We start from the raw sequence: 14,620 nt of genomic DNA on the forward strand, positions 1-14,620 counted from the left end.
GCGACCGGGCGGCAATGAGGGCAGGCATTCGTGAAATATCTCCACACCATGATCCGCGTCACCGATCCGGTCGAGACCATCCGCTTCTTCGAACTGCTGGGCCTCCGGGAAGTCGGGCGGATGGACAGCGAGCAGGGCCGTTTCACGCTGATCTTCATGGCCGCACCCGGCGACGAGGACGCGCAGGTCGAGCTTACCCATAATTGGGATCCGCAACCCTATGAGGGCGGCCGCAATTTCGGCCATCTCGCATATCGTGTCGACGATATCTATGCGACGTGCCAGCGGCTGATGGATGCCGGCGTCACGATCAATCGCCCGCCGCGCGACGGCCATATGGCCTTTGTCCGCACCCCCGACGGCATCTCGATCGAGCTGCTTCAGGACGGCCATCTCGCGCCCGCCGAACCCTGGGCGTCGATGCCGAACACGGGACAATGGTAACCGCGATCGCGGCTTCGCTGCGCACGCACCCGATCGTCCAGGCGCCGATGGCGGGTGCGGGCGGCGTCGCACTTGCCGCCGCGGCGATCCGGGGCGGCGCGATCGGATCGCTGCCCTGCGCGCTGCTTTCGCCGGCGCAGGCAATCGAGCAGGCCGCCGCCGTCCGCGCCGCGGCGGACGGGCCGCTCAATCTCAATTTCTTCTGTCACCGTCTCGAGCCGGCGGGCGACGACGCGGCGTGGCGCACCCTGCTCGCGCCCTATTATGCCGAATATGGGGTCGGCCCGCCCGAAGTGCCGCCGCCGCTGCGCAGACCGTTCGACGATGCGATGTGCGACGCGGTCGAGACGATCCGGCCCGAGATCGTCAGCTTCCATTTCGGCCTGCCCGCCGAAGATCTGCTCGATCGGGTCGCGGCGACCGGGGCCCATATCCTGTCCTCGGCCACCAATGTCGCCGAGGCGCGCTGGCTCGCGGCGCGCGGCGTCGATGCGGTGATCGCCCAGGGTTTCGAAGCCGGCGGCCACACCGCACGCTTCCTGCCGGCGGCGCCCGGCACCGAAATGGGGCTGTTCGCGTTGCTGCCGCAGATCGCCGACGCCGTCGACCTGCCCGTCGTCGCGGCCGGCGGCATCGGCGATGCCCGCGGGATCGCCGCGGCCTTCGCGCTCGGCGCGAGCGCGGTGCAGCTCGGCACGGCCTATCTTCACTGTCCTGAAAGCCTCGCTTCGCCGGCGCATCGTGCCTTGCTGCTGGACGAGGCCGCCGAAGCGACGCGTTTCACCAATTTGATTTCGGGCGGGCTCGCACGCGGCCTGCCCAACCGTCTGGTGGAGGAGCTGGGGCCGACAAATCCCGCGGCGCCACCCTTTCCCCACGCCTCGGCAGCACTTGCCGCGCTGCGCGCGGCGGCCGAGGCAAAGGGTCGTACCGACTTCTCGACGATCTGGAGTGGACAGTCGGCACGGCTGGGCTGTCCCGAATCCGCCGAAGCGTTGACGCGCCGACTGTCCGACGCGGCGCATGCGTGCATCACGGGAGGCCCCCCATGTTAGAGATCGTCCGCATTCCGGTGCTCAGCGACAATTATGTCTGGCTGGTCCATGAACCCGTTTCAGGCGAGACGATGGTGGTCGATCCCGCAGTCGCCCAGCCCGTGCTCGACGCGGCGGAGCAGCGCGGCTGGCGGATCACGCAGATCTGGAACACCCATTGGCACCCCGATCACACAGGCGGCAACGCCGAGATCAAGGCGGCCACCGGCTGCACCATCACCGGCCCTGCCGCCGAAGCGGAACGCATCCCGACGCTCGACCGGCTGGTGGGTGAGGGGGATCGGGTTTCGCTCGGCGCCGTCACCGCTCAGGTGATCGAGGTGCCCGCGCACACCGCCGGCCATATCGCCTATCATGTCGCCGGCGAGTCGGCCGCCTTTGTCGGCGACACCTTGTTCGCGATGGGCTGTGGGCGGTTGTTCGAGGGAACCGCCGAGCAGATGTTCGGCAATATGCGCCGGCTTGAGACATTGCCCGATGAGACCCGTGTCTATTGCGCCCATGAATATACCCAGTCGAACGGCCGCTATGCGCTGGTCGCCGAGCCCGGCAATGCGGCGCTGATCGCGCGCATGGCAGCGGTCGACGCGGCGCGCGCAGCGGGCGAGCCCACCATTCCCACCACCATCGCGCTCGAACGCGCCACCAATCCGTTCATGCGCGCCGCCGACGTCGCCGAGCTTGCCCGCCGCCGTGCCGAAAAGGATGCGTTCCGCGGCTGAAAAGCGTATAAGGATGCGGGGGATACGAGACCGCATGATGGAGATTGCGATGCGTATTCTGATCCCGTTCGCCGTTCTGGCCGTGCTTGGCGGGTGCGCCGGCGCGCCTTCGCCGTCGGAGGAAGCCGCAGCCGCCCGGCGCCACGCCAATGCCGAGGCCGAACTGGCCGACGCGCTCAAGGGCAAGACGCCGGGCAAGCCCGTGAGCTGCGTCAATCTGCGCGATATCCGCTCGACCAAGACGATCGGCGACCGGACGCTGATCTACGGCGTCAATTCCAGGCTGATCTATCGCAACGATCCTGCCGGCGGCTGTCCGGCAAGCGGCGCCGGCCGTACGCTCGTCACCCGCACGCCGAGCAACCAATTGTGCCGTGGCGATATCGTGCGCGTGGTCGATCTGACCGCCGGTTTCGATGTCGGCAGTTGCGCGCTCGGCGATTTCACGCCGTACCGATCCGAATAAGGGCGCACCGGCCTGAAAGGCCGTGGCGAGGGAGCGCGCGCCGCACTCAACCCCCGCACTCACCCCTTGTAGAGCGCATCCATCCGGGGACCATAGACCTCGCGCAGCACATGGCGGCGGATCTTGAGCGACGGCGTCATCTGCTTGTTCTCGATGGCGAAGGGCTCGTCGGCGAAGACGAAGCGGCGGACCTTTTCGGTCGTCGACAGGTCGCGATTGACCCGATCGACCGCGGCGGAGACCGCCGCGCGGAACGGCTCATGCTCGCGCAGCAGCGCGATATCGCTCGGCAATCCGTGCACTTTCGCGAATTCGCGTGCCCATTCTGCGTCGGGCACGATCAATCCGACCAGATAGGGGCGGCGATCCCCCGCGACCATCGCCTGGGCGATCTCGGGCTGCAGCGTCAATATGCCCTCCACTTTCTGCGGAGAGACATTGTCGCCCTTGTCGAGGACGATCAGGTCCTTCTTGCGGTCGGTGATGACGATCCGGCCCTTGTCGTCGATATGGCCGATATCGCCGGTGTGGAGCCAGCCATCGACCAGCGCGCGATCGGTCTCGGGCTTGTTGCGCCAATATCCCTTCATCACCAGCTCGCCGCGCACCAGTATCTCGCCATCCTCGGCGATCGCGACTTCGGTATTGGGCAGCGGCGGGCCGACCGTGTCCATCTTGATGCCGGCCTTGGGGCGGTTGCACGAGATGACGGGCGCGGCTTCGGTCTGGCCATAGCCCTGCAACAGGGTGAGGCCGAGCGAATGGAAAAAGACGCCGATATCGGGATTGAGCGGCGCGCCGCCGGACACCAGCGCCTTCATCCGCCCGCCGAAGCGCGCCTGGATCTTGGGGCGCAGCGTCCGGTTGAGGATCAGGTCCATCGGCTTGTCCCAGAAGGGCAACCCGCCCCTCAGTTCCTTGGCGCCGATACCGAGCGCGCGCTTGAGCAGCGCCTGGGGCAGCGCGCCCTGCTTCTCGATGGTCTTCACCATGCGCTGGCGCAGCACTTCGAACAGCCGCGGCACGACGACCATGATCGTCGGGCGCACCTCCTCGATATTGGCGGCCAGCTTGTCGAGCCCTTCGGAATAATAGATCTGCGCACCCAGCCCGACGGGAAAATGCTGGCCGCCGGTGTGTTCATAGGCATGGGACAGCGGCAGGAAGGACAGGAACACCTCGTCGTTCCAGCCGAAATCCTCCGAGATCACGGTCGTGCAGCCGGCGACATTGTGGAGGATCGCGCCATGATGCTGCATCACGCCACGCGGGCTGCCCCCTGTGCCGCTGGTGTAGATGATGCAGGCAAGGTCGTCGCGCGTCACGCCTTCGGACGCGCGGGCGATCCCCGCGACATCGGGCGTCTCGCCGTCGATCAGCGCGCGCCAGTCGTAGAAGCCAGTGTCGCCGGTCTGGCCGATCCGCATCTTCTCGATGCCGATCACCGCGCGCACCCGCGACGATCGGATCACCGAGGGCATGACGACGCGGGCAAGCTTGTCGGAGGAGACGATCACCGCCCGCGCCTCGCTGTCCTCGAGAATGTGGTGATGGTCGCGTTCGGTGTTGGTGATGTAGGTCGGCACGGTCACGCAGCCCGCCGCCATGATCGCCATATCGGCGATGCACCATTCGGGCCGATTCTCCGAAACGAGCATGACATGCTCGCCGGGCTTCATGCCGATCCGCTTCAGCCCGGCCGCGAGTGCTGCGACCTGTTCCGCCACCTCGCGCCAGCTCTGCGAAACCCAGCGGCCGCCTTCCTTATGCCACAGGAACGGCGCGTCGCCCTTCTCCGCGGCACGGGTGAAGAACATGGTGACGAGATTGGGAAAATATTCGAGTTCGCGCATGGCCTCTCCACAAGGCACGGTGCCCCCGTGTCGCTTGAATCGGCCTCGATAGTAGAGCGGTTTGCCGCAGCGGCAAGCGTCGATGGACTCAGGACTCGCCGACGGCCTCGATCACCTTGGTGAAGCCGTCGCGTTCCAGCAACGCCTTGAGTTCGCGCGCGATCTGCCGCGCCAGCCCTGGTCCGCGATAGACCAAAGCCGAATAGAGCTGGACCAGGCTCGCGCCCGCCAGGATGCGCCGATAGGCGTCTTCGCCGCTCGCGATTCCGCCCGCGCCGATCAGCGGCAGCGCACCACCCGTCGCGGTGCGGAAATCGCGGATGCGCTGGAGCGCCACGTCCCTGAGCGGCGCGCCCGAGAGCCCGCCGGTCTCGCCGCCATGCCGGCTTCTGAGCGGCGGGCGGGCGATGGTGGTATTCGAAACGATCAGCCCCTCGATCCGCGCATCGATCGCGATGCGTGCGATATCGTCGATATCGGCGGTCTCAAGATCGGGCGCGACCTTGAGGAACAAGGGCGGCCCGTCCATGCCGCGCATGCCCATCACCGCATCGAGCAAAGCGGTCAGCGCGCCGGCATCCTGCAAGGCACGCAGCCCCGGCGTGTTGGGAGAGGAGATGTTGACCGTCAGATAATCGGCGACCGGCGTCATCATGCGCACGCCATGGACATAGTCGGCGATGCGATCGGTGCTGTCCTTGTTGGCGCCGATATTGACGCCGACGATCCCGCCGCGTCCCGCCCGGCCGCTCAGGCGTTCGAGCGCAGCGATCTGCCCGCCATTGTTGAAGCCCATGCGATTGATCACCGCCTCGTCCTCGGCGAGGCGGAACAGCCGTGGCTGGGGATTGCCGGCCTGGGGCAGGGGCGTGATCGTGCCGATCTCGACAAAGCCGAAGCCCAGCCCCAGCATCGCGTCGGGCACTTCGCCATTCTTGTCGAAGCCGGCGGCAAGCCCGATCGGATTGGGAAAGTCTATCCCCGCGATTCGCGTCGCCAGCACCGGATCGGGCGATGGCGGCGGCGCGGTGGGTTTCAGCTTCAATGCCGCAAGAGTCAGTCCATGGGCGCGCTCTGCGTCGAGCGCGAAGACCATCGGACGGACGATCGAATAGAGCCCCATGGCGCGCCTATGCCAGCGTGCCGCCACCGGGTCAAAGCTTCGCTTTCGCCGCGAGACCTGCTCTAACCCTTTGCAGATCTGGTTCAGGAGAGATTTCGATGATCCGCCTTTCGTGCAGCGCGATGTCCGCGCTTGCCCTGGCTGCCGCATTGCCGGCCCAGCCCGTTCTTGCGCAGGCGCCCGCCGCCGCTTCGACCAGCCGGCAGGATGCGGCGCTGATGGAATTCTTCAGGCAATATGACGCCGATCAGCTCGCGCGATCGCCGATGACCAAGACGATGCGGGGCATTCGCGACGCCGATTACGCCAGGCTCGACGACATGACTCCCGCTGCCGAGGAGCACGCCTATGCGGCCGACCAGGCCGCATTGAAGACGATGCGCGCGCGCTTCGACCCCAGGACGCTGTCGGCGGAGAACCAACTGTCCTTCCGGCTGTTCGAGAAGCAGATCGAGCGCCGCACCAATGGCTGGCGCTTTCGCGATCATGCGTACGTCTTCGATCAGATGAACGGCGCGCAGAGCCAGTTGCCGGCTTTCCTGATCAACATGCACCGCATCGATACCAAGGCGCATGCCCAGGCCTATGTCAGCCGCCTGATCGCGCTGGGCACCGCGATCGATCAGCGCATCGCCGAATCGCGGACGCGCGCCGCCGCCGGCTATGCGCCGCCCAAATGGGTCTATCCCTATGTGATCTCCGACGCGCGCAACATGATCACGGGCTTTCCCTTCACCCGGATCGCGACCGAGGCGCCGCTCTATGCCGATCTCAAGGCGAAGCTCGCACGGATCGACCTGCCCCAGACCGAAAAGGATGCCCTGCTCGCGGCCGGCGCCGACGCGTTGCAGACATCGGTCAAGCCCGCTTATGACCGGCTGATCGCCGAGATGGAACGCCAGCAGGCGAGCGCACCGACCGATGACGGCATCTGGCGCTTCAAGGACGGCGCGTCTTATTATGCCGAGCGACTGTCAAACTATACCACGACCTCGCTCACCCCCGACCAGATCCACCAGATCGGCCTCGACAATGTCGCGCGCATCCATGGCGAGATGCGCGCCATCATGGCCAAGACCGGCTTCAAGGGCGATCTCCAGGCCTTTTTCAAGTTCATGCGCGAGGATCCGCGCTTCTACGCGCCCAATACCGACGAGGGTCGCGCACTCTATCTCGCCGAGACCGAGAAGGCGAAGAAATGGGTGACGGCGAAGCTTCCCGAATGGTTCGGCGTGCTGCCCCAGGCGCCGATGGTGGTGAAGCGCGTCGAGGCGTTCCGCGAGAAATCGGCGGGCAAGGCCTTCTACCAGTCGCCCGCCCCCGACGGATCGCGCCCGGGCACCTATTATGCCAACCTCTACGACATGGCGGACATGCCGCTGACCGAGGTGGAGGCGCTGTTCTACCATGAGGGCATTCCCGGCCATCACCTTCAGCGCACCATCCAGACCGAGCTCAAGGATGTGCCGCCCTTCCGTCAGTTTGGCGGGGTCACCGCCTATTCGGAGGGCTGGGGGCTTTATGCCGAGAAGCTCGCCAAGGACATGGGCCTCTACACCGATCCCTATCGCGATTTCGGCCGGCTTCAGCTCGAACTGCATCGTGCGATCCGGCTGGTCGTCGATTCGGGCCTCCACCACAAGAAATGGTCGCGCGAACAGGCGATCAAATATGTCGAGGACAATTCCGCCGACGCGCCGGGCGGCATCGTCAAGGCGATCGAGCGTTATGTCGTCTTCCCGGGACAGGCGACCGCCTATCTGGTCGGCAGGCTCAAGATCAGCGAGCTGCGCGATCAGGCGCAGACGGCGCTTGGCAGCCGGTTCGACGTGCGCGGTTTCCACGATGTCGTGCTGAAGAGCGGGCCCGTGCCGCTCGACATTTTGGAGCAGCAGGTGACCGCCTGGATCGCCGCCAACAAATCCTGATCGGTGCGGACGCGGCAAGACGTGTATTTCCGCCGCATCTGTCGATTCCGTACAATACCGAAAGTGTAGGATCGCCTATACCCATTGGGCGACCCGAAGGGCTCCCGATCGGGAGTTCTTTCACTTATCGGGCCTGGCCGGCTTGTCCGGCCGGGCCTTTTTTTGTGCCAAATCCGCCTTGACCTTGGCCGCAAACCCGTTTCGTGCGTTTGATGGGGAATGCAGACGCATCCGCGTCGGCGAAGCTGGGGACGCCATGACCGATACTGCAGACCAGGCCGCGCCTTCGCCGGTCTCGCTCGATTATGCCGCCCCATGCCCAGAACTGCGTGATTATCTCTCCGTCTTCTACGAATTCCGTGCGGATCTGCCGGTGTTCGAGGATCAGGAACGCGCCGATTTCGCGCAATTCCGTTTCATGCTCGCGGGCGAGGGCGCCTATCGCTTCGCCGACGGCCATGAACAGGCGGCGCCGACGATCGCGATCGTCGGGCCGACCACGGGCAACACCCATATCCGCGTCACCGGGCCGGTCCATGTGTTCGGCGCCGGGCTGTTGCCCGCCGGCTGGGGCGCGTTGATGGGAATCGAGGCGTCGACCCTGGTCAATCGCGCGATCGATGCGACGCATCTTTTCGGGCCCGGCCTTGTCGATGTGATGGCGGAGCTGCGCGCGGCTCCGACGCTGGAGGCGAAAGTGGCGATCGGCAACCGCATGACGCTCGATCTGGCGCGGCGGATCGATCAGGCGCCGCTCGCCTTCACACGCATCGTCGATCAATGGCTTGCGACCTCCCTGTCGCCACAGGTCGACGATCTGGTCGCGCGCCTCGGCCTGTCGCGCCGGCATGTCGAGCGGCAGTGCAAGAAACTCTATGGTGCGCCGCCCAAGCTGCTCGCGCGCAAATATCGCGCCTTGCGCGCGGCGATCACCCTGGCACGGGGCGAAGCCGAAATGGCGGACCTGATCGAACAGGGCTTTTACGATCAGTCGCACTTCATCCGCGAGATCAAGGCATTCACCGGCGTGACGCCAAGCCGCTTCCAGGACGATCTGCCCACGCTGGCGCGCCTGACGCTCAAGCGCGCGGAACTGGCGGGGCAGGTGGATCCCATCATCTATCAGACATAGACCACCCCCTGCGTCATTCCGGCGAAAGCCGGACTGACGGCGATGCTCCGACCCGTGCGGGCCATCTCTTAAGGGTTGATCGACCGGCCTCACGTCGCCATATGCCCAATCGGAACGAATCAATCCGATTGAGAGTCATTCGCAACAATGCGCCTGTCGAGCCTTGCCGATTATGCCGTCGTGATGATGGCCGCGGCTGCGCGCAATTGCGGCTGCCGCAAGATGAACGCGACGACGCTGAGCGCCGAAACCGGCATTCCACTGCCCACCGCGCAGAAGCTCGTGAGCCGCCTGTCCTCGGCCGGGCTGCTCGAATCGAGCCGCGGTACCGGCGGCGGCGTCCGGCTGGCGCGCCCGCCCGCGGCGATCAGCCTGGCCGATGTCGTCGAGGCGGTCGAAGGGCCGATCGCGATGACCGCCTGCACCGAACATGGCAGCCATGATTGCGCGCGCGAAGCGCATTGCCATGTGAAGCCGCATATGAATGTCGCCAATGCCGCGGTTCGCGGCGCGCTGGCCGGGGTCAGCCTCGCCAGCCTGTCGGGAGCCGCGTAATGGCCACGAGAAATGCCGAAGCCCAGGCCGCTGCCGACAAGGCCAGCCAGTATGAATGGGGCTTCTCCAGCGACGTCGAGCAGGATTTCGCGCCCAAGGGACTGAACGAGGACACCGTCCGCTTCATCTCGGGCAAGAAGAACGAGCCCGAATGGATGCTCGAATGGCGGCTGAAGGCCTATCGCCACTGGCTGACGATGGAAACGCCCGACTGGGCGAAGCTCTCGATCCCGCCGATCGACTATCAGGACGCCTATTATTACGCGGAGCCGCGCAAGAAGCCGTCGCTGAAATCGCTCGACGAACTCGATCCCGAGATCCTGGAGACCTATCGCAAGCTCGGCATTCCGATCGAGGAGCAGAAAGTGCTCGCCGGTGTCGAGGGTGCGCGCAAGGTCGCGGTCGACGCGGTGTTCGACAGCGTCTCGGTCGCCACCACCTTCCGCAAGGAGCTGGAGGAAGCGGGCGTCATCTTCCGCTCGATCTCGGAAGCGATCCGCGAATTCCCCGATCTGGTGAAGAAGTGGCTGGGCAAGGTCGTGCCCCAGCACGACAATTATTTCGCCGCGCTCAATTGCGCGGTCTTTTCCGACGGCACCTTCGTCTACATCCCGGAGGGCGTCCGCTGCCCGATGGAGCTCAGCACCTATTTCCGGATCAATGCCGAGAATACCGGCCAGTTCGAGCGGACGCTGATCGTTGCCGACAAGGGCAGCTACGTCTCCTATCTCGAAGGCTGCACCGCGCCGATGCGCGACGAGAACCAGCTTCACGCCGCCGTGGTCGAACTGGTCGCGCTCGACGATGCCGAGATCAAATATTCGACTGTCCAGAACTGGTATCCCGGCGATGCCGAGGGCAAGGGCGGCATCTATAATTTCGTGACCAAGCGGGCGCTCTGCCAGGGGCGCAACAGCAAGGTGAGCTGGACCCAGGTCGAGACCGGCTCCGCCGTCACCTGGAAATATCCGTCCTGCGTGCTCGCGGGTGAGAACAGCGTCGGCGAATTCTATTCGGTCGCGGTCACCAACAACCGCCAGCAGGCCGATACCGGCACCAAGATGATCCATCTCGGCAGGAACAGCCGCTCGACCATCGTGTCGAAGGGAATCAGCGCCGGCCATTCGAACAACACCTATCGCGGTCTCGTCCGCGTCGGTCCGACCGCCGAGAATGTCCGCAACTTCACCCAGTGCGACAGCCTGCTGCTCGGCGACAAATGCGGCGCGCATACCGTGCCCTATATCGAAGTGCGCAATCCCAGCGCGCAGATCGAGCATGAGGCGACGACCAGCAAGATCAGCGACGACCAGCTTTTTTACGCGATGCAGCGCGGCCTCGATCAGGAGGCCGCGGTGGCGCTGATCGTCAACGGCTTCGCCAAGGAAGTGCTGCAACAGCTCCCCATGGAGTTCGCGGTCGAGGCGCAGAAGCTGCTCGGGATCAGCCTCGAAGGGAGCGTCGGGTGATCTGGATCGTCGCGGCGGTGATGCTGCAGGCCGCTCCCGTGGCGGCCGAGGACGAGATCGTCGTGATGGGACGCCGCCTTCAGGCCCTGTCGGTGATCCTGAGCCGCGATGCGAAGGGCAAGTTCGCATGCGGACTGAGCGCATCGAGCGGCAGCCCCGCGGTCGATGCGCAATTGTGCAGGACGGCCGCGAAATGCGCGAAGCAGGGCAAGGTCGCCGCCGACGCGATGCGGGCCTGCATCGACGCGCGCAAGCCCGCGATATTGGAAGAATTCGCCGCACGCGTGCGGTCGGGAAAAGGTTGAAATGCTTAAGATTGAGAACCTCCATGCCGAAGTCGACGGCAAGCCGATCCTCAAGGGGCTGACGCTCGCGCTCAATCCCGGCGAGATCCATGCGATCATGGGCCCCAACGGCGCCGGCAAGTCGACCCTGTCCTATGTGCTCGGCGGCCGGCCCGGCTATGAGGTCACCGACGGCAGCGTCACCTTCGACGGCGCGGATCTGCTCGAGATGGCGCCGCACGAGCGCGCTGCGGCAGGCTTGTTCCTCGGCTTCCAATATCCCGTCGAGATTCCCGGCGTCTCCAACGTCCAGTTCCTGCGCGAAGCCCTCAACAGCCAGCGGCGCAATCGCGGCGAACCGCCATTGTCGGGCGGCGAGTTCCTCAAGGTCGCGCGCGCCCAGGCCGATGCGATGGGCATGAACATGGATATGCTCAAGCGGCCGGTGAATGTCGGCTTTTCGGGCGGCGAGAAGAAACGCAACGAGATGGTGCAGATGGGGATCATCGATCCGAAGCTCGCCATTCTCGACGAGACCGACAGCGGCCTCGACATCGACGCGCTCCGCGTCGTCGGCGAAGGCATCAACCGTATCATGCGCACCCCCGACAAGGCGGTGCTGCTGATCACCCATTATCAGCGCCTGCTCGATTATGTGCAGCCCGATTTCGTCCATGTGCTGAGCGCCGGCCGCATCGTCCGCTCGGGCGGCAAGGAACTCGCGCACGAACTCGAGCGCGAAGGCTATGGAGCGCTGGCGGCGTGAATCTTGCGCTTCCCTCGGTACGCCAGGAGGCGTGGCGCTGGTCCGATCTGTCGGGGCTGGAGGCGATCGTCGATGCGCCGCGCGGCGCCGTCGAGGCTGCGGACGCATCCGCCTTTCTTCTCGACCTGGGCGGTCCCCGCCTGGTCTTCGTCGATGGCATGTTCGATGGCGATGCCAGCGATCCGCAGGGCGTGACGATCGGCGCGGTCGAAGCCGCGACCGATCATCCGCTCGGTCGCGCCGCCGCGGGGACGGGCTGGACGCTTTCGCTGGGCGTCGATCATGCGACCTCCGGCCCTGTCGAGATCGTCCATATCGCCACGGGCGGCGCCAATCATCTGCCCGGCCGGATCGCGCTGGCCGAGGATGCGCAGGCGAGCATCGTCGAGACTTTTGTCGGCACGGGCTGGTCCAATCGCCTGACGCACATCGATCTTGCGCCGAGCGCGCGGCTGATGCGCTCGATTCGCCTGCTGCAGACGGACGGCTTCGTCTCGTTGCGCGACGAGGCCGATATCGGACAGGCGGCCAGCCTCGTCACCATCGTCCTTGGTGCGGGCGCGGCCGGCAGCCGCGTCGATGCCGCGCTCACCCTGTCCGGCGAAGGCGCTTTTGCCGAAATGGGCGGCACCCTGCTGTGCCGTGGCGATCAGCGCCAGGAAGCGGCGATCGTCCTTCGCCATGCCGCGGAGAACGGCTCCAGCCGGCAGACCTGGCGCGCCGTCGCCGCCGACCGGTCGACCGCAAGCCTGGCCGCGCGCGTCGAGGTTGCCCGCGATGCGCAGAAGACCGACGGCGAACAGTCGCTGCGCGGCCTGCTGCTCAAGCGGACCGCGACGATCAATCTGAAGCCCGAGCTCGAGATCTTCGCCGACGACGTCAAATGCGCGCATGGCGCGACCGTCGGTGAGCTCGATCGCAATGCGCTTTTCTACCTGCAGAGCCGCGGCATTTCCCCGCAACAGGCAGAGGCTTTGCTCACCCGCGCTTTCGTGGCGGATGCACTGGGACGGATCGGCGAGGAGAAGGTCCGCGAGGCGTTTGTGAAGGATGCGGACGCTTGGCTCGATCAGTCACCGTTCGTCACGGGCGAAGAGAGGACGGCATGAGCGTTATCGCCGATACCCGCCCGCTCGATCATCTTGCCGATTTCCCCGCGATTCCTGCGGGCTGGGCCTATCTCGACACCGCCGCCACTGCACAAAAGCCGGCGCCGGTGATCGCCGCGATCGATCGCGCCTATGGCAAGACCTATGCCACGGTCCATCGCGGCGTCTATCAGCGCTCGGCCGACATGACGATCGCATACGAGGCGGCGCGCGAGCGTGTGGCGCGCTTCATCGGCGCCGGATCCGCATCGGAGATCGTCTTCACGCGCGGCGCGACCGAAAGCATCAATCTCGTCGCGCAGAGCTGGGGGCAGACGCATCTCAGGCGTGGCGATCGCATCCTGCTGTCGATGCTGGAGCATCATTCCAATATCGTGCCATGGCAATTGCTGCGCGACCGGATCGGTATCGAGATCGACGTCGCGCCGCTCACGCCGGACGGCCGGATCGACCTCGATGCCGCACAGGCGATGCTGACCCCGGCGCACAAGCTGGTCGCGCTCGCCCATGTCTCGAACGTGCTCGGCTCCGTGCTCGACGTCCGCCGTGCCGCCGAACTGGCGCATGCGGTCGGCGCGAAACTGCTGCTCGACGGCTGCCAGGCCGTGCCGCGCCTGCCGGTCGACGTCGGCGCGATCGGCGCCGATTTCTATGCCTTCTCCGCGCACAAGCTCTACGGGCCCACCGGCTTCGGCGTGCTCTGGGCGCGTCCGGACATCCTCGATGCGATGCCCCCCTGGCATGGCGGCGGCGCGATGATCGACAAGGTGACGTTCGAGAAGACCACCTATGCCCCCCCGCCCGCGCGTTTCGAAGCGGGCACGCCGCATATCGTCGGCGCGCTCGGCCTGCATGCCGCGATCGACTATGTCGAGGGCATCGGGCTGGAGGCGATCCATGCGCACGAGACCGCGCTCGTTCGTGCGACCCGCGATGCCTTGTCCGCGATCAACAGCGTCAGGCTGTTCGGGCCCGAGGATTCGGCAGGAATCGTCAGCTTCGGTATCGAGGGGGTTCATCCCCACGATATCGGCACCATATTGGATGAAGGGCATGTGGCGATCCGCGCCGGCCATCATTGCGCGCAGCCGCTGATGGCGCATCTGGGCGTCGACGCCACCGCGCGGGCCAGCTTCGGCGTTTACAATAGCGAGGCCGATGTCGCCGCGCTGGTGAAGGGTATCGAAAGAGTGACGAGGATCTTCGGGTGAGCGAGGAACGCAGGATCGAGATCGAGGAAGTCGATGCGGCCGAAAAGCCGCCAAAGGCGCGCGTCGATGACGCGGAAGCGCCGCGCGACATCTTCGAGCGCAAGCGCGACTATCTGGAAGGCTTTCTGGCGCAGGCGCCCGTCGCGGATCCCGCGGGGCAGCCGGGCGGCGATCTCTATGAAGCGGTGATCGGATCGCTCAAGGAGATCTACGATCCCGAGATTCCGGTGAACATTTACGATCTCGGCCTGATCTACGGTGTCGATATTACCGATGAAGGCCATGCCGTGGTGACGATGACGCTCACCACGCCGCATTGTCCCGTTGCCGAATCGATGCCCGGTGAAGTCGAATTGCGCGTCGGGTCGGTGCCCGGTGTCGGATCGGCCGAAGTCAATCTGGTCTGGGATCCGCCATGGGATCCGCAGAAGATGTCGGACGAGGCCAAGCTCGAACTGGGAATGCTGTAGCAGTCGATCAAAGTGGTACTTTGATCGAAGGGA

The 14,620-nt window shown here is 65.6% G+C and carries 15 protein-coding genes; 13 read left to right on the forward strand and 2 right to left on the reverse strand.

What is annotated here, in order from left to right:
- Positions 1 to 30 precede the first annotated feature (30 nt).
- Genes AC3WN8_RS05140 through AC3WN8_RS05155 form a run of 4 tightly spaced genes read left to right on the forward strand, consistent with a single transcriptional unit; the run spans position 31 to position 2,687 of the window.
- Positions 31 to 444, forward strand: a complete 414-nt coding sequence (locus AC3WN8_RS05140) for a VOC family protein (RefSeq protein ID WP_492668314.1) — start codon at positions 31 to 33, stop codon at positions 442 to 444.
- On the forward strand, positions 438 to 1,499 hold the full coding sequence (locus AC3WN8_RS05145; protein WP_492668315.1) for an NAD(P)H-dependent flavin oxidoreductase: 1,062 nt from the start codon (positions 438 to 440) through the stop codon (positions 1,497 to 1,499). Before AC3WN8_RS05140 ends, AC3WN8_RS05145 begins: the two co-directional genes overlap by 7 nt.
- The gene (gene gloB / locus AC3WN8_RS05150; protein ID WP_492668316.1) at positions 1,493 to 2,221 is read left to right on the forward strand and encodes a hydroxyacylglutathione hydrolase; all 729 of its coding nucleotides are present in this window, start codon (positions 1,493 to 1,495) and stop codon (positions 2,219 to 2,221) included. The genes AC3WN8_RS05145 and gloB overlap by 7 nt, the downstream gene beginning before the upstream one ends.
- Before the next feature lie 49 nt (positions 2,222 to 2,270).
- Complete coding sequence (locus tag AC3WN8_RS05155) at positions 2,271 to 2,687, forward strand: hypothetical protein (protein ID WP_492668317.1); 417 nt, start codon at positions 2,271 to 2,273, stop codon at positions 2,685 to 2,687.
- 59 nt (positions 2,688 to 2,746) lie between these two features.
- Here AC3WN8_RS05155 and AC3WN8_RS05160 read toward each other — a convergent pair whose 3' ends face one another.
- Positions 2,747 to 4,540, reverse strand: a complete 1,794-nt coding sequence (locus AC3WN8_RS05160) for an AMP-dependent synthetase/ligase (RefSeq protein ID WP_492668318.1) — start codon at positions 4,538 to 4,540, stop codon at positions 2,747 to 2,749.
- Between the two features lie 88 nt (positions 4,541 to 4,628).
- Positions 4,629 to 5,663, reverse strand: a complete 1,035-nt coding sequence (locus AC3WN8_RS05165) for a quinone-dependent dihydroorotate dehydrogenase (RefSeq protein WP_492668319.1) — start codon at positions 5,661 to 5,663, stop codon at positions 4,629 to 4,631.
- Between the two features lie 98 nt (positions 5,664 to 5,761).
- Between AC3WN8_RS05165 and AC3WN8_RS05170 the strand changes: the two genes are divergently transcribed.
- The 9 genes from AC3WN8_RS05170 to AC3WN8_RS05210 all read left to right on the forward strand — a co-directional run bounded on the left by AC3WN8_RS05170 (position 5,762) and on the right by AC3WN8_RS05210 (position 14,587).
- Positions 5,762 to 7,591: a DUF885 domain-containing protein gene (locus AC3WN8_RS05170; protein ID WP_492668320.1), complete on the forward strand. Its 1,830-nt coding sequence runs from the start codon at positions 5,762 to 5,764 to the stop codon at positions 7,589 to 7,591.
- A gap of 256 nt (positions 7,592 to 7,847) precedes the next feature.
- Positions 7,848 to 8,723, forward strand: a complete 876-nt coding sequence (locus tag AC3WN8_RS05175) for a helix-turn-helix transcriptional regulator (protein ID WP_492668321.1) — start codon at positions 7,848 to 7,850, stop codon at positions 8,721 to 8,723.
- Between the two features lie 147 nt (positions 8,724 to 8,870).
- Positions 8,871 to 9,278, forward strand: a complete 408-nt coding sequence (locus AC3WN8_RS05180) for an RrF2 family transcriptional regulator (protein ID WP_492668322.1) — start codon at positions 8,871 to 8,873, stop codon at positions 9,276 to 9,278.
- Complete coding sequence (sufB, locus tag AC3WN8_RS05185; RefSeq protein ID WP_492668323.1) at positions 9,278 to 10,747, forward strand: Fe-S cluster assembly protein SufB; 1,470 nt, start codon at positions 9,278 to 9,280, stop codon at positions 10,745 to 10,747. Before AC3WN8_RS05180 ends, sufB begins: the two co-directional genes overlap by 1 nt.
- A complete protein-coding gene (locus AC3WN8_RS05190; RefSeq protein WP_492668324.1) occupies positions 10,744 to 11,052 on the forward strand; it encodes a hypothetical protein in 309 nt (102 codons plus the stop codon). The genes sufB and AC3WN8_RS05190 overlap by 4 nt, the downstream gene beginning before the upstream one ends.
- 1 nt (position 11,053) lies before the next feature.
- The gene (gene sufC / locus AC3WN8_RS05195; RefSeq protein WP_492668325.1) at positions 11,054 to 11,797 is read left to right on the forward strand and encodes a Fe-S cluster assembly ATPase SufC; all 744 of its coding nucleotides are present in this window, start codon (positions 11,054 to 11,056) and stop codon (positions 11,795 to 11,797) included.
- Positions 11,794 to 12,906, forward strand: a complete 1,113-nt coding sequence (locus AC3WN8_RS05200) for a SufB/SufD family protein (protein WP_492668326.1) — start codon at positions 11,794 to 11,796, stop codon at positions 12,904 to 12,906. Before sufC ends, AC3WN8_RS05200 begins: the two co-directional genes overlap by 4 nt.
- Positions 12,903 to 14,117, forward strand: a complete 1,215-nt coding sequence (locus AC3WN8_RS05205) for a cysteine desulfurase (protein ID WP_492668327.1) — start codon at positions 12,903 to 12,905, stop codon at positions 14,115 to 14,117. Before AC3WN8_RS05200 ends, AC3WN8_RS05205 begins: the two co-directional genes overlap by 4 nt.
- A complete protein-coding gene (locus tag AC3WN8_RS05210; protein ID WP_492668328.1) occupies positions 14,114 to 14,587 on the forward strand; it encodes an SUF system Fe-S cluster assembly protein in 474 nt (157 codons plus the stop codon). Before AC3WN8_RS05205 ends, AC3WN8_RS05210 begins: the two co-directional genes overlap by 4 nt.
- Positions 14,588 to 14,620: the final 33 nt, after the last annotated feature.

This window comes from Sphingobium sp. FW305-3-2-15-F-TSA7, assembly GCF_058787155.1.